This window comes from Georgenia satyanarayanai (genome assembly GCF_009193135.1).
Lineage (GTDB): Bacteria > Actinomycetota > Actinomycetes > Actinomycetales > Actinomycetaceae > Oceanitalea > Oceanitalea satyanarayanai.
This window is the reverse complement of the sequence record NZ_VUKC01000006.1, coordinates 62,307-81,147: the sequence shown is the minus strand read 5'-3', so window position 1 is coordinate 81,147 and position 18,841 is coordinate 62,307. Positions and strand designations below refer to the sequence as shown.

Here is an 18,841-nt window from a genome sequence, read left to right as displayed (position 1 = left end):
CCGCCACCAAGGGAGTAGTGCCGTGGAGTTCCTCATCCTCATCGCCGTGTTCGGACTCATGATGTGGATGATGTCCCGAGGGGCGAAGAAGCAGCGTGACGCAGCCGCAGCCGTGCGCAACAGCCTCGAGGTCGGCCAGCAGGTCATGACCGCGTCCGGCTTCTTCGGCACGATCGTCGACGTCGACGGCGACGTCATCACCCTCGAGTCCACCCCCGGCGTCGAGACCATGTGGAAGCGCGAGGCGATCCACTCCGTCACCGAGCCGCCCTTCGCCGTCGTGGACGAGGACACCGCCGACGACGACACGACGGTGGAGGTCCCCGACGACGCGACGGTCGAGGTCCCCGACGACGCCTCCTCGCTCACCAGCGCGGACGAGCCCGTCGTGAACGACGAGCGCCCCGGCGACGAGAGCGACGAGCGCCGCGCCTGAGCGCGCCCCTCCACACAGAGAGAAGACCGCGTTGGCGACAACCGCCCCACGCCCCCTGCGCAGGATCATCGTCCTGCTCGTCATCGTCGCGGCGATGTTCGGATCCGTCGCGATCGCCCAGCAGCTGGGCGACGACGACGGCGAGGGGGGCGCGTCCTTCGCGCCCGGCCTCGCCCTCGACCTCGAGGGCGGCGTCCAGCTCATCCTCACCCCGCGGCTCGACCCTGACGCCGAGGGAGGCGACGGGGAGATCACCGACGACGACATCGACCAGGCGATCGAGATCATCCGCCAGCGCGTGGACGCCTCCGGCGTCGCCGAGGCCGAGATCACCCGCCAGGGCTCGGCGAACATCGTCGTCGGTCTGCCCGGCCGGCCTGACGAGGCCACCCTCGACCTCGTGCGCCAGTCGGCGCAGCTGCGCTTCCGCCCGGTCCTCACGATGACGGACCCCACGCCGATCGACCCCGGCCAGGAGGGTCTGCCCACCGGGCCCGAGGGCGACGCCGAGGCCGGCACGCCGCAGGACGATGAGGGGGCCGCCGCCGAGGAGACCGCCACCGACGAGGCGACCGAGGAGCCCGCCGAGGGCGCGGCCACCGAGGACGGCGCGGAGGAGCCCGCCGAGGGCGAGGAGCCCGCCGACGCGGACCGCGCGGCGATCGAGGAGGCGGCCTTCGCCGTCGCCGACGAGAACGGCGACGGGGAGCTCGCGAGCACGCCGGCGACGGAGCCGACGAGCAACAGCGACGTCGCGTGGATCACCGAGCAGCTCGTCTACGACCTCTACACACTCGACTGCACCGATCCGGCGAACCTCGTCGGTGGTGTGCTGGACGACCCCGAGCAGCCGCTCGTGTCCTGTGCCCAGGACGGCACCACGAAGTTCGTCCTCGGCCCGGTGGACGTCGAGGGCACGCAGGTCGATTCCGCGGGCTCCGGACTCGAGGTGACCCAGGGCGGGGTGACGACCAACAACTGGGTCGTCGACATCAGGTTCAACCGCGAGGGCACCGAGATCTTCCGAGAGGTCTCCGAGCGGCTCGTCGCCCAGCCCAGCCCGCAGAACCAGTTCGGCATCGTCCTGGACGGGCTCGTCGTCTCCGCACCCCGGATGAACGTGGTGATCCCCGACGGCCAGGCCCAGATCTCCGGCAGCTTCACCCGCGAAAGCGCGAACACCCTGGCCAACCAGCTGAACTTCGGTTCCCTGCCGCTCAACTTCGAGGTGCAGAGCGAGGACCAGATCTCCGCGACGCTCGGCGCGGAGCACCTGCGCAGCGGCCTCATCGCCGGTATCGGCGGCCTGCTGCTCGTGGCGCTGTACCTCCTGTGGCAGTACCGCGGGCTCGCGGTCGTGGCCGTGAGCAGCCTGCTCATCGCCGCCCTCACCACCTACGGTGCGATCATCGTGCTCTCGTGGCTGCAGGGCTACCGCCTGTCGCTCGCCGGCGTGGCGGGCCTCATCGTCGCCGTCGGTATCACGGCTGACTCGTTCATCCTCTACTTCGAACGCATCCGCGACGAGATCCGCGACGGACGCACCCTCGAGGGAGGCATCGAGCACGGCTGGAGCCGCGCCAAGCGGACGATCGTCGTCTCCGACCTCGTCACGCTGCTGGCCGCGGTCATCCTCTACTTCCTCGCCGTCGGCGGGGTGCGAGGCTTCGCCTTCACCCTCGGCCTCACGACCCTGATCGACCTCGTCGTCGTGTTCCTGTTCACCCACCCGACCATGCAGCTGCTCATCCGCACCCGCTTCTTCGGGGAGGGGCACCGCCTGTCGGGGCTCAACCCCGAGAGCATCGGCGTCGACCCGTCGCGCTACCGCGGGCGCGGGCGCGTCGGCGAGCCACGTCGGCGTCCCGAGCCGACGTCCCGGAAGGAGCCCGCGCGCGACAAGCAGCCCGTGGGGGCCGGCCGGACGACCATCGCGGAGAGGCGGGCGGCCGAGCGCCGCGCCGCCGAGCAGGCGACCACCGAGGAGGAGGGCCGATGAGCCGCCTGTCCGAGCTGGGCAACAAGCTCCACACCGAAGAGCGCTCCTTCCCGTTCGTCGAGCGCCGTCGCACGTGGCTCACCGCGGCCGCCGTGCTCGTCCTGGTCTCCGTGCTGCTCGTCGCGTTCAAGGGCATCAACGCCGGCATCGAGTTCACCGGGGGCTCTCAGTTCACCGTCACGGGTACCGAGACGGTGGAGGAGCAGCCCGCCCACGACGTCGTCGCGGAGGTGGGAACGGGGCAGGTGGCCCGGGTGACGACCGTCGGGTCGTCGTCGGTGCGCGTGCAGACCGAGGAGCTGACCACCGAGCAGACCGACGCCGTGCGTCAGGGCCTCGCGGAGGCGTACGACGTGCCGGAGGCGGACGTCGCCTCGACCTTCATCGGCCCGTCCTGGGGGCAGGACATCACGCGCCAGGCGCTGCAGGGTCTGCTCGTCTTCATCGTCCTCGTGACGATCGTCCTGTCGGTGTACTTCCGCAGCTGGCAGATGGCCGGCGCGGCGCTCGTCTCGCTCGTCAACGACCTCGTGCTGACGGTCGGTGTGTACGCCCTCATCGGCTGGGAGGTCACGCCGGCCACCGTCATCGGCCTGCTCACCATCCTCGGGTACTCGCTGTACGACACCGTCGTCGTCTTCGACAAGGTCCGTGAGAACACCCAGGACCTGGCCGAGCAGGACGAGCGGACCTACGCCGAGCTGTCCAACCTCGCCGTCAACCAGACGCTCGTCCGGTCGATCAACACCTCGCTCACCTCGCTGCTGCCGGTCGGCTCGATCCTCTTCGTCGGCGCCCTCCTGCTCGGGGCCGGGACGCTGCGCGACATCGCGCTCGCCCTGTTCGTCGGCATGTTCGTCTCCACCGTGTCCTCGGTCTTCGTCGCGACGCCGCTGCAGGTGGTCCTCCAGCAGCGCAGCGAGGAGATCCGCCAGCACACCGAGGACGTCCACGAGCGCCGCCGGCGCCGGACGGGCGGGGACGCCGTGTCCGCCGCGGTGGCCGAGGAGAGCATCGTCGCCGGGACCCACCGTGGGCAGGCGGCCCAGCCCAAGCGCCGGAAAGGGCGATGATGACCGACTTCCCCGCGGAGCTGACCGAGCTCCTCGACTCCCACGTGCGTGAGGTGCCCGACTTCCCCGAGCCGGGTGTCCTCTTCCGCGACATCACCCCGCTGCTCGCCGACGGTCCCGCCTTCGCGGCGCTCGTCGACGCGCTCGCCGAGCGGTACCGCGGCCGGGTCGACGCCGTCGCCGGGCTCGAGTCGCGCGGCTTCATCCTCGCGGCGCCGCTGGCCCACGCCCTGGGCGTCGGGATGATCACCATCCGCAAGGCCGGGCGGCTGCCGGGTCCGGTGACCGGCGTCGACTACACCCTCGAGTACGGCACGGCCCGCCTCGAGGTGCGCCCGGAGACCGTGACGGCGGGCCAGCGCGTCCTCATCATCGACGACGTCCTCGCCACCGGCGGCACCGCCCGGGCCGCGATCGAGCTCGTCGAAGGGGCCGGCGCGCGGGTGGCCGGCCTGACGATGCTCCTCGAGCTCGACGAGCTGCGCGGCCGTGAGCAGCTGACGGGCTACTCGCTGGACAGCATCCTGCGCTACTGAGACGCCCCGGTGCTCGGATCCGCCGCGACGCTGCCTAGAATGGGGCGATGACGGAGGAGACGGTCACCGGCGCAGGCCCGGACGCACGCGGACCCAGGGTGCGGTCGCGCTTCGCGTTGCTCGGCTCGCGTGGGCACACCTCCTCCCCGGCGATCGAGCCGGTCCTCCACGCCCTGCGGTCCAACCACCCGCGCGCCGACACGGCGCTGATCGAGCGGGCGTTCACGGTCGCCGAGCGTGCCCACCGCGGGCAGATGCGCAAGAGCGGTGACCCGTACATCACCCACCCCGTCGCGGTGACGACGATCCTCGCCGAGCTCGGGATGACGGTGCCGACGTTGGCCGCCGCACTGCTCCACGACACGGTCGAGGACACCGACTACTCCCTCGAGCAGCTGCGCAGCGAGTTCGGGGAGGAGATCGCCCTCCTCGTCGACGGCGTCACCAAGCTCGACAAGGTCACCTACGGGGAGGCCGCCGAGGCCGAGACCGTGCGCAAGATGGTCGTGGCGATGGCACGCGACATCCGCGTCCTCGTCATCAAGCTCGCCGACCGGTTGCACAACGCCCGCACGTGGAAGTACGTCTCTGCGACGTCCGCCAGCCGCAAGGCTCGCGAGACACTCGAGATCTACGCCCCGCTCGCTCACCGGCTGGGGATGAACACGATCAAGTGGGAGCTGGAGGACCTGTCCTTCGCGACCCTGTACCCCAAGGTCTACGACGAGATCGTCCACCTCGTCGCCGAGCGGGCACCGGCGCGCGACGAGTACCTGTCCTCCGTCCGCAGTCAGATCGAGTCGGACCTGCGCTCGAACAAGATCCGCGCGACGGTCACCGGCCGGCCCAAGCACTACTACTCGATCTATCAGAAGATGATCGTCCGCGGCCGCGACTTCGACGACATCTTCGACCTCGTCGGCGTGCGGGTGCTCGTCGACTCGGTCAAGGACTGCTACGCCGTCCTCGGGACGATGCACGCGCGGTGGAACCCCCTGCCGGGGCGGTTCAAGGACTACATCGCGATGCCGAAGTTCAACCTCTACCAGTCGCTCCACACGACCGTCATCGGCCCGGGTGGCAAGCCGGTGGAGATCCAGATCCGCACCCACGACATGCACCGGCGCGCGGAGTACGGCGTCGCGGCGCACTGGAAGTACAAGGAGGCCGCCCGCGGGCGCACGGTCGACGCCCCCAAGGGCGCCGAGGAGATGGGCTGGCTGCGCCAGCTCGTCGACTGGCAGCGGGAGACCGCCGACCCCGGTGAGTTCCTCGACTCGTTGCGCTTCGAGATCTCGGGCTCCCAGGTCTACGTCTTCACCCCCAAGGGTGACGTCATGGCCCTGGCGCCCGGTGCGACACCGGTCGACTTCGCCTACGCGGTCCACACGGAGGTGGGGCACCGCACGGTGGGCGCGCGCGTCAACGGACGCCTTGTCTCCCTGGAGTCCCGCCTCGAGAACGGTGACACCGTCGAGGTCTTCACCTCCAAGTCGGAGTCGGCCGGCCCGAGCCGAGACTGGCTCAACTTCGTCACCACCCCGCGAGCCCGGAACAAGATCCGGGCCTGGTTCACCAAGGAGCGTCGCGAGGAGGCCATCGAGGCCGGCAAGGGCCTCATCGCCCGGGCGATGCGCAAGCAGAACCTGCCGATCCAGCGGCTCATGTCCCACGACAGCCTCACCGCTCTCGCGCACGAGATGAACTACGCCGACGTGTCGGCGCTGTACGCGGCGGTCGGTGAGAGCCAGGTGTCGGCGACGAACGTCGTCCAGAAGCTCGTCCAGTCGATGGGTGGGGAGTCCGGGGCCGAGGAGGACCTCGCCGAGGCCACCATGCCGGGGGAGACCCGGCCCCGGCTGCGTGCGGGAGACCCGGGGATCGTCGTCAAGGGCATGGACTCCGGCGACCTGTGGGTCAAGCTGGCCCGCTGCTGCACCCCGGTACCCGGGGACCCGGTCGTCGGGTTCGTCACGCGCGGCTCGGGCGTCTCCGTGCACCGCACCGACTGCGGCAACCTCGAGAGCATGCGCAACGAGCCCGAGCGCATGGTCGACGTCGAGTGGTCGCTGCACGGCCAGAGCTCCTTCCTCGTCCAGATCCAGGTCGAGGCGCTCGACCGCGCCGGTCTGCTCTCCGACGTCACCCGGGTGCTGTCGGACAACCACGTCAACATCCTCTCGGCGTCGGTGCAGACGAGCCGTGACCGTGTGGCGCTGTCGAAGTTCGTCTTCGAGATGGCTGAGCCGTCCCACCTCGGGCACGTCCTGGCCGCGGTGCGGCGTATCGACGGCGTCTTCGACGTCTACCGGATCACCGGCGCCCGCTCGGACGCCCGGGCGACGTAGCCGGCTCCTCCACAGCGCCCGCCTGGAGGCGGTGCCGTCCACAGCGGCCGGTGACGACGCGGCGGGTCGTCCGCGGACGGGGGCACGCTCGGTGCATGACGCGTGCGCTGGCCTGGCTGGAGCCGCCCCGGCCCACCCCGGTGGAGGCGGTCCTCCCCGTGCAGGCGCGCCTCTCCGGCGAGCGGTACGACGGCCTGCTCGTCGACACACCCGGCGGCGGCCTGGCCCCCGCGGACCTGCTCGTGAGCCCGGCGGGCAGGGCGTGGTCCCTGCGCGGCGCGGTACCGCCGGGGGCGGCGCTGGCGCGGCGGTCTGCGGTGTGGGTCCACACCGGGCGTCTGGGGCCGGAGCGGGCCGACGTGGTCATCGACCCCGCTCGCCGGTTGCACGCCGGCGCCGTCGTCCACCGCCAGCGCGTCGAGGAGGCGGACGTCGTGGTCCTCGGCGGGGTACCGACGACGACGCCGCTGCGCACCGCCGTGGACCTGCTGTGCTTCGCGGAGGAGGAGGACGCCGTCGCCGGCACGTGCGCCCTCGTCCTCGCCGGGCTCGCCCCCGCCCTCGTCCACGAGGCGCTCACACGTCCCGGCCGCCGGGCGCCGGTCCGGCGCGGCACGGCCCTCCTCACGGTGGCCGAGGACGCAGCGAGGCGGCGGCGTCCGTGACGCCGCCGCCTCGCCGGCGCTCAGGCTCCCGTGGAGCGCAGGATCTGGTCGAGCCAGGTCTTGCGGGCCTCGAGCGCTGCCGCCGCCTCCTTCTCGGCCCGGGCGTCACCGGCGGCACGCGCCTGGGCCAGCTGCTGCTCGAGAGCCTCGATCGCCTCGTAGAGCTGGGCCGCCGCGCCCTCGGCGCGGGCCTTCTTCTCGGGGTCGCTGCGGCTCCACCGCTCCTGGTCCGCGTCACGCACGGCCTGCTCGACCGCGCGCATGCGGCCCTCCACCCGCTGGACGTCGTTGCGCGGGACCTTGCCCGCCTCGTCCCACTTGTCCTGGATGGGGCGCAGCGCCGCCTTGGCGGCCTCAGGGTCGGTGACCGGGAGCAGCGCCTCCGCCTGCTCGAGCAGCGCGAGCTTGACCTCGAGGTTGGCCGCGTACTCGGCATCGATCTGGGCGTTCTCGTTCTCCCGAGCCTCGTAGAACGCCTGCCGAGCGGCGCGGAAGCGGGCCCACAGCGCGTCGTCCTCCTTGCGGCTGGCGCGGCCCGCGGCCTTCCACCGGTCCATCAGGTCGCGGTACGCGGCGGACGTGCGCCCCCAGTCGGTCGAGGTCGAGAGCGCCTCGGCCTCGGCGATGAGCTGCTCCTTGGCCCGCTTGACCTCCGACTGGGTGGCGTCCAGCTGGGAGAAGAAGTGGCCCCGGTTGCGGTCGAAGGTCGTCCGCGCCCGCGAGAAGCGCTTCCACAGTGCGTCCTCGGTGGGGCGGTCCAGGCGCGGGCCCGACCGCTGGGCCTGCTTCCACTGGTCCAGCAGCGTGCGCAGCTCGTCGCCGCTCGACCGCCAGTGGGTGCTCGCCGGGTCCGCGGCGGCGATGGCCTCGGCGCGCTCGACGACCGCGGTGCGCTCCTCGAGCGCCTTGGCCTTGGCGGCCTCGCGCTCGGCGCTGACCTCCTTGCGGCGCGCCGCGGCCCGCTCCCGCAGGGTCTCGACACGGGCGCGCAGGCCGTCGAGGTCACCGACGGCTGCAGGCTCGGCCAGCGCCTCGGTGAGGGTGGCCAGCGTCTGGTCGATCTCCTTGGTCTGCAGCTGCGGCAGGCGGGTCTCGAAGAGCAGCACCTGGGCCTGGAGGTCGAGGAAACGGCGCACGTAGAAGGCGAGGGCCTCCTCCATGTCCGCACCGGTGTACTGGCCCACCGTCCGCTCACCGGCAGCCTCGCGCACCCAGACGGTGCCGTCCGGGTCCACCCGGCCCCAGGCGGCCGCGGCCGCGGCCTCCTTGGCGTCGTCGAGGACGGGGGCGACCACGGCAGGCGCGGGTGCGGCACCCTGCGGTGCGCGCGCCGCGGGCTTGCGGAGCGCGGACGGCTTGGGCAGCGGCCGGGGGACGGCAGCGGGGCGCGGGGCCGGCGCCGGGGCCTGCGCGGCCTCCGTCCCGGATGTGCCGCCCGGCTCGGCCGTGGCCGGCTCGCTCGAGGCGTCGGCCTGCTCGGCAGGAACCTCGGGCGACTCCGCGGGAGCCTCGGGCTGCTCGGCAGCCTCGGGCTGCTCGGCGGGTGCCTCGGGCTGCTCGTCAGCCTCGGCCTGCTCGGCGGGTGCCTCGGGCTGCTCGGCAGCCTCGGCCTGCTCGGCGGGTGCCTCGGGCTGCTCGGCAGCCTCGGCCTGCTCGGCGGGTGCCTCGGGCTGCTCGGCAGCCTCGGCCTGCTCGGCGGGTGCCTCGGGCTGCCCGGCAGCCTCGGGCTGCTCGGCGGGAGCGTCCTGCGTGGCAGCAGGCGCGGGCGGCAATCCCCCCTGCTCCGTCAGCGCGACGCTCTCGATCGCGTCCGCTGTCGGCTCGTCCGCCGGGTGCGGGGTCTGCTGCTCAGTCAATGGTCACTCCTTCGATGGTGACGGGAAGGGCCGGCTGCTCGGTGCCCTCGACGGTGCCCGCCGAGCCGACCTGCTGGAGGATGTCCAGCCCTTCGGTCACACGACCGAAGACGCTGTAACCGCCGGCGGTGTCCGACGGAAGTGGGACGTCGGCGAACACCATGAAGAACTGGCTGCCCATCGACTCTGCATTGTTGCTCTGTCGTGCCATGGCGAGCGTGCCCGCCGGGTAGAGGTCGTCCTCGGGAGCGTTCTCCACCGGGCCGAAGCCGTAGCCGGGACCGCCCGTCCCCGTCGCGGTCGGGTCGCCGCACTGGAGCAGGGAGGACGGCAGCAGGCGGTGGCAGGCCGTGCCGTCGTAGAAGCCGTCGCGCGCCAGCCGCAGGAAGTTCGCCGCCGCCTGAGGCGCGTTCACCCCGTCGATCTCCATCCCGATGTCACCGGCGCTCGTCTGCACGGTCACCTGCCACGTGCGCCCCTCCGCCTCCGCGGGATCGGGAGCGGAGTCGTAGAGCTCCGGGTCGGTCGTCGGCAACGGAGCGGCTTCGTCCGCGGGCGCCGTCGTCGTGGTCTCCGTCGGGACCGCGTCCGTCGGCTGCGTGCTCGGCTCGTCGTCGGGGCGGTTGACCAGGAGGAGGGCGATGACGGCGGCCACGACAGCGAGGCCGACGATCGTGGCGACGACCATCGTCGTACGCCTGCGGCGCGCGGCCTTCTCGCGGCTGCGCTTGTCCCAGCTCTCCTGGCGACGCTTCTGGTACGCGCGCTCCTGCTTGCTGCTGCGGGTCACGAATTCTCCTGGTGGTGGTGCCCGGCGGCACCGCAAACGTCACGAACGCCGTCAAGTCTAGGCGGAACCGGGCCCCGCCGTGACCGTCCTCACGCTCGAGGGGCGAGTGACCCGTGCAGCGGGCGTCGTCCGGACCGCTGGCTAGGGTGGTCGGATGCTCCTCCACGGCCTGCGTTCGCCGGTCTTCGGCACCAACACCCTCGTCCTCGCGGCGGGTGCCGACGGCCCCGCGGTCGTCGTCGACCCCGGCGCCGGCTCGGCCCCGCTGCTCCGTGAGGTGCTCGACCGTCACGGCCTCCACGTGGGCGCCGTCGTCCTCACCCACGGGCACGCCGACCACCTGTGGGACTGTGCCGCGATGGCGGGTGACGCCCCCGTCCTCGTCGGCGCCGGCGACGCCGACCGGCTCGTCGACCCCGCTGCCCACCTCGGCGTCGTCGGCGCTTCCTTCGCCGCTCTCGCGGGTGGACCGTGGCAGCCGGTGGCCGAGGTCCGGCCCGTCGCCCCCGGTCGCCACGAGCCGGTCCCCGGCGTCGTCCTGCACGCCGTCGCGGCGCCCGGCCACACGCCCGGCAGCACCGTGTGGCGGCTCGACGGCGTCGCCTCCCTGGCCGGGCCCGCGTTCGCCGAGGCCGGGGTCACCTCCCACGACGGTCCCGTCGTCCTCACCGGTGACGTCGTCTTCGCCGGCTCCGTCGGGCGCAGCGACCTCCCGGGCGGGGACGAGGCCACGATGCGCCGGACGCTGCGCGAGCTCGCCTCCACGCTGCCCGCCGACGCCCTGCTCGTGCCCGGCCACGGACCGGCGACGACGACGGCGCGCGAGCTCGCGACCAACCCCTTCATCGCCCGCGCGCTGGCCTGAGCACGGGCCCAGCCTCCGAACGTCACTAGGATCGCACCCATGGCCCGTCCCACCCCCCTGTCCGGCTTCCCCGAGTGGCTGCCCGCCGAGCGTGCCGTCGAGACCCACGTGCTCGACGTCCTGCGCCGCACCTTCGAGCTGCACGGCTTCGCGGGCATCGAGACCCGCGCCGTCGAGCCCGTCGAGGAGCTCCTGCGCAAGGGGGAGACCTCCAAGGAGGTCTACGCGGTCGGCCGCCTCCACGACGAGGACGGCGGCGCCTCCTCCGAGAAGCGTCTGGGCCTGCACTTCGACCTCACCGTGCCGCTCGCCCGGTACGTGCTCGAGCACGCCGGCAAGCTCGTCTTCCCGTTCAAGCGCTACCAGATCCAGAAGGTGTGGCGCGGGGAGCGCCCGCAGGAGGGCCGTTTCCGGGAGTTCACGCAGGCGGACGTCGACGTCGTCGGCTCCGAGACGCTGCCCTTCCACTACGAGGTCGAGCTGCCCCTCGTCATGGCCGAGGCGCTGTCCGCGCTGCCCGTCCCGCCGGTGCGCATCGCCGTCAACAACCGCAAGATCGCCGAGGGCTTCTACACGGGCATCGGGCTCAGCGACGTCGAGGGCGCGCTCCGTGCCATCGACAAGCTCGCCAAGATCGGCCCCGACGCCGTCGCCGAGCTCCTGGTGAAGGATGCCGGCGCCACCCCCGAGCAGGCCCGCCAGGCCCTCGAGCTCGCCGCGATCAGCGGCCGCGACGCGAGCGTCGCCGAGCGTGTCCGTGCGCTCGGCGTGACCACCCCGCTGCTGGAGGAGGGCCTGGCCGAGCTCGTCGCCCTCGTCGAGGCGGCCGAGGACCGCGTCCCGGGCACCGTCGTCGCCGACCTGTCCATCGCCCGCGGGCTGGACTACTACACCGGTTCGGTCTACGAGACCACGCTCGTCGGCCACGAGGACCTCGGCTCGATCTGCTCCGGTGGCCGCTACGACTCCCTCGCCTCCGACGGCTCGCGCACCTACCCCGGCGTGGGCCTGTCGATCGGGGTGTCGCGCCTCGTCGCCCGCATCCTCGGCGCGGGCCTGGCCGCCGCCAGCCGCGCCGTGCCCACCGCCGTCCTCGTCGCCGTCGGCTCGGAGGAGGAGCGCCGCCGCAGCGAGGACGTCGCCGCCGCCCTGCGGGCCCGCGGCATCCCGACCGACGTCGCCCCGACCGCCGCGAAGTTCGGCAAGCAGATCCGCCACGCGGACCGGCTGGGGATCCCCTACGTGTGGTTCCCGGGCGCGGAGGGCGACGAGGTCAAGGACATCCGCTCCGGGGACCAGGCGCCCGCCGACCCCGCGAGCTGGACCCCACCCGCGGAGGACCTCCTGCCCACGGTGCAGCGGACCTGACGATGAGCCAGGCCTCCGGGGAGCCGCGTGACGACGTCGTCACGCGCCTGCGCACGCTGGACGAGCGTCTCGCTCGCACGGCGCTCCCGCTGGACCTGCCCGGTGCGGAGGAGTCCAGGCGGCTGCAGCGCAGTCTCGTCGACCAGCTCGAGGACTACGTCCTGCCCCGGGCCGAGCGCCTCGACGCGCCCCTGCTCGCCGTCGTCGGCGGCTCGACGGGTGCCGGCAAGTCCACCCTCGTCAACTCCCTCGTCGGGCAGGAGGTGTCGCGCGCGTCGGCGATCCGGCCGACGACGCGCCGCCCCGTCCTCGTCCACCACCCCGACGACGCCGCCTGGTTCACCGGGGACCGCGTCCTGCCCGGGCTCGCCCGGGTCCAGGGCGTCGCACCGGCCACGCCGCACACCGCCGAGGAAGGCCCGATCACCGAGCTCGGCCTCGTCGCGGCCGACACCGTCCCGCGGGGGCTCGCGCTGCTCGACGCGCCGGACATCGACTCCGTCGTCGCCGCGAACCGCCGGCTCGCCACCCAGCTCCTCGCGGCCGCCGACCTGTGGATCTTCGTCACGACGGCGGCCCGCTACGCCGACGCCGTGCCGTGGGAGCTGCTGCACGAGGCGGCGGCCCGGCGGGTCGTCGTCGCCGTCGTCCTGGACCGGGTCCCGCCCGGCACGGCCGGGGAGGTCCGTGCGGACCTCGCCGACCGGCTCGCCGCCGAGGGCCTCGCGCACGCCCCGCTCTTCGTCGTCTCCGAGCAGCCCGCCGAGACCGCACGCCGCCTGCCCGACGCGGACATCGGCCCCGTGCGCAGCTGGCTCACCGGCCTCGTCGCCGACGCGGGCACCCGCGCGAGCGTCGCCCGCCAGACCCTCGCGGGCGCGGTCGCCGGGGTGCTGCGCGGCACCGCCGGCGTCGCCGCCGCCGCGGGCGCCCAGGCACACGCCGCGGACGGCCTCTCGGCGGCCGCCGTCGAGCACCACGCGGCGGCGTCGCGGGCCGTCATGGAGGCCACCGAGGACGGCACGCTCCTGCGCGGGGAGGTGCTCGCCCGGTGGCAGGAGTTCGTCGGCACGGGGGAGTGGCTGCGCGGCGTCGAGGCCGCGATCGGCCGGCTGCGCGACCGCGTCGCCGGGTTCCTGCGTGGGCGCCCGGCCACGCAGGCGCGCGCCGAGGAGGCGATCGAGAGCGGGCTCGTCACCCTCGTCGTCTCCGAGGTCGAGCGCGCCGAGCACGAGACCCGGCGGGCCTGGCAGACCCTGCCCGGCGGGACGACAGCCCTCGAGGGGCTGCCGCCGCGCCCCGCCGCGGCCGACCGTCCCCGCCTCGCTGATGAGGTCGCCGCCGAGGTCCGCGACTGGCAGCGCGCCCTGCTCGAGCGGGTCCGCGCCGAGGGCGAGGACCGTCGCGTGCGGGCCCGCATGCTCTCGCTCGGCGTCAACGTCTCCGGTGTCACGCTCATGCTCGTCGTCTTCGCGTTCTCCGGCGGTCTCACCGGCATCGAGGTGGGCGTGGCGGGCGGCACGGCCGTCGTCGGCCAGAAGGTGCTCGAGATGGTCTTCGGGGACCAGGCCGTGCGGGAGCTCGCCCGCCACGCGCAGCGCGACCTCGGCGAGCGGGTCGGCCGTCTCCTCGACGAGCACCGCCGCCCCTGGCTCGAGCGGGTGGCAGCGCTCGGGGTGGACCCCGACGCCGCGGACGGCCTGCGCGCCGCCGCGGACGCCGTGCGGACCGGCGAGGGCGCCCGATGAGGCGTCGCTCCCGTGCGCCCCTCCTCGAGGAGCGCCTCACCGCCCTGGCAGCAGCGGTGGAGTCGGCAGAGGGCGTGGTCCCGCCGGCCCGTCTCCTGCCGGCCCGCGAGGTCCTGGAGAGGGCCGGTGCCCGCAGCGCACTCGCGCCCGGCGTCACGGTCGCCGCGCTCCTCGGCGCGACGGGCTCGGGGAAGTCGAGCCTGTTCAACGCGCTCGTCGGCGAGCCGCTGGCCGCCGTCCACGCGCGCCGCCCCACGACCACCCGGCCGCTGGCCGCCGTCTGGGACGCGCCGGGCGCCGGCGCCGCCGGCCTGCTCGACTGGCTCGAGGTCCCCGACCGGCGGCTGCGGCCCGCCGACCCACGGCTGTCCGGTCTCGTCCTCCTCGACCTCCCCGACATCGACTCGACCCGGGTGGAGAACCGCGCCGTGGCCGCACGCCTCGCCGAGCGGGTGGACGCCCTGGTGTGGGTGCTGGACCCGCAGAAGTACGCCGACGCCGTCGTCCACGAGGAGTACCTGCGCCCGCTGCGCGAGCACGCGACCGTGAGCGTCGTCGTCCTCAACCAGGCCGACCGGCTGCCCGCCGACCAGCTGCCCGGCGTGCTCGCCCACCTCGGTCGGGTGCTGGCCGACGACGGGATGGCTGGTGTCGAGGTCCTCACCACCTCCGCCCGGACAGGGGTCGGCGTGCCGGAGCTCCGTGCCCGGCTCGCCCGCCTGGCGGAGGAGGGCCGGGCGGCGCGGGACCGGCTCGAGGCGGACGTGCGCACCGTCGCCGGGGCCCTCCGCGACGCGACCGGCGGACGAGCCGCAGCACCGGACCCCGGGACGCTGGTCGCCGCGTGCGCGTCCGCGGCCGGCGTGCGGGAGGTCGTCACCGCCGTCGAGCGGTCCTCCCGCCGCCGCGCGGGCCGGCACGTGGGCTGGCCGCCGCTGCGCTGGCTGGGACGGCTGCGCCCCGACCCGCTGCGGCGCCTGCACCTGGAGACGGCAGCAGGTGCCTCGTCGCTGCCCGCTCCCACGCCGGTCCAGGCGGCAGGCGTGCGCACCGGCGTCCACGACCTCGCCTGGACCGCGACCGAGGGGATGGCCGAACCCTGGCGGGCTGCCGTCACCCAGCGGGTCGAGGACCGCGTGCCGGTGCTCGTCGACGCGCTCGACACCGCCGTCGCCGGCACCGACCTGGGCGCCGAGCACCGCCCGCGCTGGTGGCGGCTGTGGTCGGCGCTCGGGATCCTCCTCTTCGCGACGGCGCTGGCCGGGGCGGCGTGGCTGGGTGCGCTCGCGCTGATGGGCTACCTGCGTCTGCCCGAGCCGCAGACGCCGATGGCGGGGCCGCTGCCGTGGCCCACCGCCCTGCTCCTCGGCGGCCTCGCCGCCGGGCTGCTGCTCGCCGTGGCGGGGCGCCTGCTCGCGCGGGTCGGCGCGCGGCGCGCGGCACGTCGCGCACGCGGGCGGCTGTCCTCCGCCGTCGAGGACACGGTGCGTCGGGTGATGGTCGAGCCGCTGAGCGAGGACCTCGACCGCTACGGCCAGTTCTCCGCCGCGGTGGAGCTCGCCGCCCGGTGACGCCGAGAGCCGGCCGCCCGCTGCTGCGGACGACCGGCTCTCAGGGACGCTGACGAGTCAGCGGCGCGGCTTGCGCGGCCCGGGGCCCGTGTCGGGACGGATCCGCAGAGGGCGGCCCGCGACACGCGCGGCGGCGATGCGCCGGCTCGTCTCCGGGCTCAGCTCCTGGCTGATCTCCACGAGGGAGAAGCTCGGGAAGATGTCGATCTTGCCGAGGTCCTGGCCACGCAGGCCCCCCTCGCCGGTGATCGCACCGACGATGGCGCCGGCCTGGACGCCGTCGCGGTGGCCGACCTCGACCCGGTAGCGGGTGCCCGAGCCGTCGCGGTGGTGGGAACGGGTGCCGGCGCGGCCGGTGCGCGGGCCGGTGTGGCGGTGGCTGTTGTCGCGGCCCTCCTCGAAGGTGGCGCCGACGAACTCGCCCGAGGCGTCGTAGCGCTCCTCGCGGCGCTTGCGCGGGCCGGTCTCCTCGACGCTCCGCTCCTCGCGGGGCGCGGGGCCGGCGTCGCCGACGGCGATCGCCAGGAGGGCGGCGGCCATCTCGCGCAGGTCGTGCTCGGACCCGTCGAGGATCTCGCGGTAGAGGTCGAGACGGCCGGCGGCGAGCCGGTCCCCGACCTTGGCGAGCATGGAGGTGGCCCGGTGGGCGGAGACGTCCGCCGGGCTGGGGATGTCGGCCTCCTTGAGGCGGCTACCCGTCGCGCGCTCGATCTGGCTCAGCTGGCCCCGCTCGCGGGGGGTGAGGAAGGTGAGCGCGGCGCCGCTGCGGCCGGCGCGGCCGGTCCGGCCGATCCGGTGCACGTAGGTCTCGGTCTCGCGCGGCACGTCGAAGTTGACGACGAGGCCGATGCGCTCGACGTCGAGGCCGCGGGCGGCGACGTCGGTCGCGACGAGGACGTCGAGGGTGCCCGAGCGGAGCCGGTCGATGAGCTTCTCGCGGTCCTTCTGGGCGACGTCACCGGAGATCGCGGCGGCCTGGATGCCGCGGCCCGCGAGCTCGATGGCGACCTCGTCGGCGGCGGACTTGGTACGGACGAAGACGATGGCGGCGTCGGCGTCGCTGATCGCGAGGACACGGGCCAGCGCGCCGGTCTTGTGCCGGAAAGGCACGACGGCGTAGGTCTGCTCGATGTTGCTCACCGTGGACGACGCCGGGGTGACGCTGACGCGGACCGGGTCGGTGAGGTGGGTGGCGGCGACGCGCTTGATGGCGGCCGGCATGGTCGCGGAGAAGAGGGCGGTGCGGCGGCCGGCGGGGACGCGGGCGGCGATCTGCTCGACGTCCTCGGCGAAGCCCATGCGCAGCATCTCGTCGGCCTCGTCGAGGACGAGGAAGCGGACGCTCGACAGGTCGAGGCTCCCCTTCTCCATGAGGTCCATGACGCGGCCGGGCGTGCCGACGACCACCTGGGCGCCGTCGCGCAGGCCGCGCAGCTGCGGGGTGAAGCTCGAGCCGCCGTAGATCGGCAGCACGGTGAGGCCGCGCTGGTGCGAGGCGAAGGTCGCGATGGCGTCGCTCACCTGGAGCGCGAGCTCACGGGTGGGGGCCAGGACGAGGGCCTGGACGGCGCGGAGCTTGGGGTCGACGGCGGCGAGCAGCGGCAGGCCGAAAGCGGCCGTCTTGCCGGTACCGGTCTGGGCGACGCCGACGACGTCGCGTCCGGCGAGCAGCAGCGGGATCGCCTCGGTCTGGATGCCGGTGGGCGTGGTGAAGCCGAGGTCGGTGACCGCGGAGAGGAGGTCAGCGGGCAGCCCGAGGTCGGCGAAACCGGTCTCCGGGCGTGCGGGGGCAAGGTCAGTGAGAACAGCAGTCAAGAAAAGACAACCCATCAGGTAGCGGAGTGGGGCTCACGCGTTCGCCAGGCAGGCGACGCACCCTCCGCGATGGGCCCCGACCAGCGACACTTCCGCACGGGACCTGAGGCGGCACTTACACACTCCAGGAAGCCCCCAGCCTACCGGCACGGTGCCCCGAGCGGCGGGAGAGACCGCGGTGACCCTCCGCACACGCCCGACCACCCCCTCCGCCGACAGCCGACTTGCCGCCGACAGCCGACTTGCCGCCGACAGCCGACTTGCCGACAGCTCACCTGGCGCCGAGAGCGGGGCTCTTCCCCGGAGCACGGGCACCGGCGGCGGTGGCGAGGAGCCCGACGGCGGTGGCCAGGAGCAGGCCGGCGAGGTAGGCGACCGTCCCGCCCGAGTCGATGAGCGCGAGGACGATCGCCCCCGACGCCGCCAGGCCAGTGGCCGCACCGAGAGCGTCGGCCACCTGGAGGGAGGCGCTGACCTCACCGTGCTGCTCAGCAGGCGTCAGCCCGAGCGCGAGCACGGTGAGTGCCGGGTAGACGAACCCGATACCGAGGCCGGCGACGGCGGAGCCCGGCACCGCCAGCCACGGGCTCGCGCCCGGGAGCGCCGCGCCCGCCGTCACGAGCGTCCCGAGCGCGAGGACGAGCGGCCCGGCCCACGTGAGCCGCGCCCGTCCCGCGGCGCTCGTCACGCGCCCCTGGACGAAGGCGCCGACCGCCCAGGTGAGGGAGGAGGCCGCGACGACGAAGCCGGCCGCCGTCACCGACCACCCGTACTCCCGCACGAGGAGGAGCGGCAGGAACGTCTGGCTCGTCATGAACGTCGCGTTGAGCAGCGCCCGGCAGGCGACGGCGGCCGGGACGCCGGCCCGCAGCCGCACGGTCCCGGCCGGCAGCAGCCGCGGCAGGCACAGGGCGAGGACGACGAGCGCCACCCCCACGGCGGGCAGCGACCACTCGTCCTGGGCGCTGCCGGCCACCTGGAGGACGGCGACGGCGGCACCCGCGCCGGTGGCGGCGAGGACGAGGCCGCGCGCGGCGGCGCCGGCCGCGCGTGCGGTCCCGCGGCCGGGCATGTGACGCAGGAGCGGGGCGAAGGCGAGTGCGGCCGCCGCGACGAGAAGTGCCGCGCCGAGGAACACCCACCGCCACGAGGCGTGGTCCACGACGAGCCCAGTGAGGGCCGGACCCCCGAGCGCCGGCAGCACCCACGCCGCCGAGAACCACGCGAAGAACCCCGGCTGGCGCGCGGCGGGCACGATGGCACCGACGAGCACGTACAGCGGCACGATGAGGAACCCGCCGCCCAGCCCCTGCACGCCCCGCCCGAGGGCGAGGGCCTCCATCGTCGGGGCGGTGCCCGCGAGCACGAGGCCGAGGGGGAACAGGACGAGCCCGAGCAGGAGGACCGGCCGCGGGCCGCGGGCGTCGGCCCACCGGCCGGCCACCGCCGTCGCGACGAGCTGCGCTGCGAGGGGCGCACCGGCCGCGACCGGGTAGAGCCGCAGGCCCCGCAGCTCCTCGCTCACGGCGGGCAGGGCGGCACTGGCGGCCAGGTTCTCGAAGGCGACGAGCGTGATGAGGGTGACGGAGGCGACGAGCAGGAGCCGCACGAGGTCGGGCGGAGCGGTCGTCCGGGCGGACGGGCGGGTCATACCCGGATCATTCCGCCTCGGGCGCCACCCGCGGTAACCGGGTGGTCGCCGGGCCCGGCGGGCCAACTAGGATTGCCCGAGCGCCCGCCCGTCTAGCGGTGCGCCCGACCAAGGGAAGGA

The 18,841-nt window shown here is 74.2% G+C and carries 14 protein-coding genes; 10 read left to right on the top strand and 4 right to left on the bottom strand.

Annotation, left to right across the window (positions count from 1 at the left end; all coding sequences use genetic code 11):
- Positions 1 to 22: 22 nt before the first annotated feature.
- The 6 genes from yajC to GD632_RS08860 all read left to right on the top strand — a co-directional run bounded on the left by yajC (position 23) and on the right by GD632_RS08860 (position 7,057).
- Complete coding sequence (gene yajC / locus GD632_RS08885) at positions 23 to 436, top strand: preprotein translocase subunit YajC (protein ID WP_226924765.1); 414 nt, start codon at positions 23 to 25, stop codon at positions 434 to 436.
- A 31-nt stretch (positions 437 to 467) separates the two neighbouring features.
- Entirely contained in the window at positions 468 to 2,435 is a 1,968-nt protein-coding gene (gene secD / locus GD632_RS08880; RefSeq protein ID WP_226924764.1) for a protein translocase subunit SecD, read from the top strand.
- Positions 2,432 to 3,508: a protein translocase subunit SecF gene (gene secF, locus GD632_RS08875; protein WP_152191105.1), complete on the top strand. Its 1,077-nt coding sequence runs from the start codon at positions 2,432 to 2,434 to the stop codon at positions 3,506 to 3,508. Before secD ends, secF begins: the two co-directional genes overlap by 4 nt.
- Complete coding sequence (locus tag GD632_RS08870) at positions 3,508 to 4,044, top strand: adenine phosphoribosyltransferase (RefSeq protein WP_152191103.1); 537 nt, start codon at positions 3,508 to 3,510, stop codon at positions 4,042 to 4,044. The genes secF and GD632_RS08870 overlap by 1 nt, the downstream gene beginning before the upstream one ends.
- 47 nt (positions 4,045 to 4,091) lie before the next feature.
- Entirely contained in the window at positions 4,092 to 6,392 is a 2,301-nt protein-coding gene (locus GD632_RS08865; RefSeq protein ID WP_152191101.1) for a RelA/SpoT family protein, read from the top strand.
- Positions 6,393 to 6,487: 95 nt separating this feature from the next.
- Positions 6,488 to 7,057, top strand: a complete 570-nt coding sequence (locus tag GD632_RS08860; protein WP_152191099.1) for a hypothetical protein — start codon at positions 6,488 to 6,490, stop codon at positions 7,055 to 7,057.
- Positions 7,058 to 7,077: 20 nt separating this feature from the next.
- Here the strand turns inward: GD632_RS08860 and GD632_RS08855 are convergent, their stop codons facing one another.
- Positions 7,078 to 8,913 (bottom strand): DUF349 domain-containing protein, encoded by a 1,836-nt coding sequence (locus GD632_RS08855; RefSeq protein ID WP_319633111.1) that lies wholly within the window; start codon positions 8,911 to 8,913, stop codon positions 7,078 to 7,080.
- Positions 8,906 to 9,703, bottom strand: coding sequence for a peptidylprolyl isomerase (locus GD632_RS08850; RefSeq protein ID WP_193311416.1), 798 nt, complete (start codon positions 9,701 to 9,703; stop codon positions 8,906 to 8,908). Before GD632_RS08850 ends, GD632_RS08855 begins: the two co-directional genes overlap by 8 nt.
- 154 nt (positions 9,704 to 9,857) lie before the next feature.
- Between GD632_RS08850 and GD632_RS08845 the strand changes: the two genes are divergently transcribed.
- The 4 genes from GD632_RS08845 to GD632_RS08830 are packed head-to-tail and all read left to right on the top strand — an operon-like array spanning position 9,858 to position 15,255.
- Entirely contained in the window at positions 9,858 to 10,568 is a 711-nt protein-coding gene (locus GD632_RS08845) for an MBL fold metallo-hydrolase (protein WP_152191096.1), read from the top strand.
- A gap of 39 nt (positions 10,569 to 10,607) precedes the next feature.
- Positions 10,608 to 11,936, top strand: coding sequence for a histidine--tRNA ligase (gene hisS, locus GD632_RS08840; RefSeq protein WP_152191094.1), 1,329 nt, complete (start codon positions 10,608 to 10,610; stop codon positions 11,934 to 11,936).
- Positions 11,937 to 11,938: 2 nt separating this feature from the next.
- Positions 11,939 to 13,684 carry a dynamin family protein gene (locus GD632_RS08835; RefSeq protein WP_152191092.1) on the top strand — a complete coding sequence of 582 codons (1,746 nt, stop codon included), beginning with the start codon at positions 11,939 to 11,941 and terminating at the stop codon, positions 13,682 to 13,684.
- The gene (locus GD632_RS08830; protein WP_152191090.1) at positions 13,681 to 15,255 is read left to right on the top strand and encodes a GTPase; all 1,575 of its coding nucleotides are present in this window, start codon (positions 13,681 to 13,683) and stop codon (positions 15,253 to 15,255) included. Before GD632_RS08835 ends, GD632_RS08830 begins: the two co-directional genes overlap by 4 nt.
- Before the next feature lie 57 nt (positions 15,256 to 15,312).
- Here GD632_RS08830 and GD632_RS08825 read toward each other — a convergent pair whose 3' ends face one another.
- Positions 15,313 to 17,085 carry a DEAD/DEAH box helicase gene (locus GD632_RS08825; RefSeq protein ID WP_152191088.1) on the bottom strand — a complete coding sequence of 591 codons (1,773 nt, stop codon included), beginning with the start codon at positions 17,083 to 17,085 and terminating at the stop codon, positions 15,313 to 15,315.
- A 256-nt stretch (positions 17,086 to 17,341) separates the two neighbouring features.
- Positions 17,342 to 18,721: an MFS transporter gene (locus GD632_RS08820; RefSeq protein ID WP_152191086.1), complete on the bottom strand. Its 1,380-nt coding sequence runs from the start codon at positions 18,719 to 18,721 to the stop codon at positions 17,342 to 17,344.
- Positions 18,722 to 18,841: the final 120 nt, after the last annotated feature.

Bases quoted from the DNA above. Each gene is read 5' to 3' on its own strand.
- GD632_RS08865 (WP_152191101.1), top strand. From the start codon at position 4,092: ATGACGGAGGAGACGGTCACCGGCGCAGGCCCGGACGCACGCGGACCC.
- GD632_RS08825 (WP_152191088.1), bottom strand. From the start codon at position 17,085: ATGGGTTGTCTTTTCTTGACTGCTGTTCTCACTGACCTTGCCCCCGCA.
- GD632_RS08870 (WP_152191103.1), top strand. From the start codon at position 3,508: ATGACCGACTTCCCCGCGGAGCTGACCGAGCTCCTCGACTCCCACGTG.
- GD632_RS08835 (WP_152191092.1), top strand. From the start codon at position 11,939: ATGAGCCAGGCCTCCGGGGAGCCGCGTGACGACGTCGTCACGCGCCTG.
- GD632_RS08820 (WP_152191086.1), bottom strand. From the start codon at position 18,721: ATGACCCGCCCGTCCGCCCGGACGACCGCTCCGCCCGACCTCGTGCGG.
- secF (WP_152191105.1), top strand. From the start codon at position 2,432: ATGAGCCGCCTGTCCGAGCTGGGCAACAAGCTCCACACCGAAGAGCGC.
- GD632_RS08860 (WP_152191099.1), top strand. From the start codon at position 6,488: ATGACGCGTGCGCTGGCCTGGCTGGAGCCGCCCCGGCCCACCCCGGTG.
- GD632_RS08845 (WP_152191096.1), top strand. From the start codon at position 9,858: ATGCTCCTCCACGGCCTGCGTTCGCCGGTCTTCGGCACCAACACCCTC.
- GD632_RS08830 (WP_152191090.1), top strand. From the start codon at position 13,681: ATGAGGCGTCGCTCCCGTGCGCCCCTCCTCGAGGAGCGCCTCACCGCC.
- hisS (WP_152191094.1), top strand. From the start codon at position 10,608: ATGGCCCGTCCCACCCCCCTGTCCGGCTTCCCCGAGTGGCTGCCCGCC.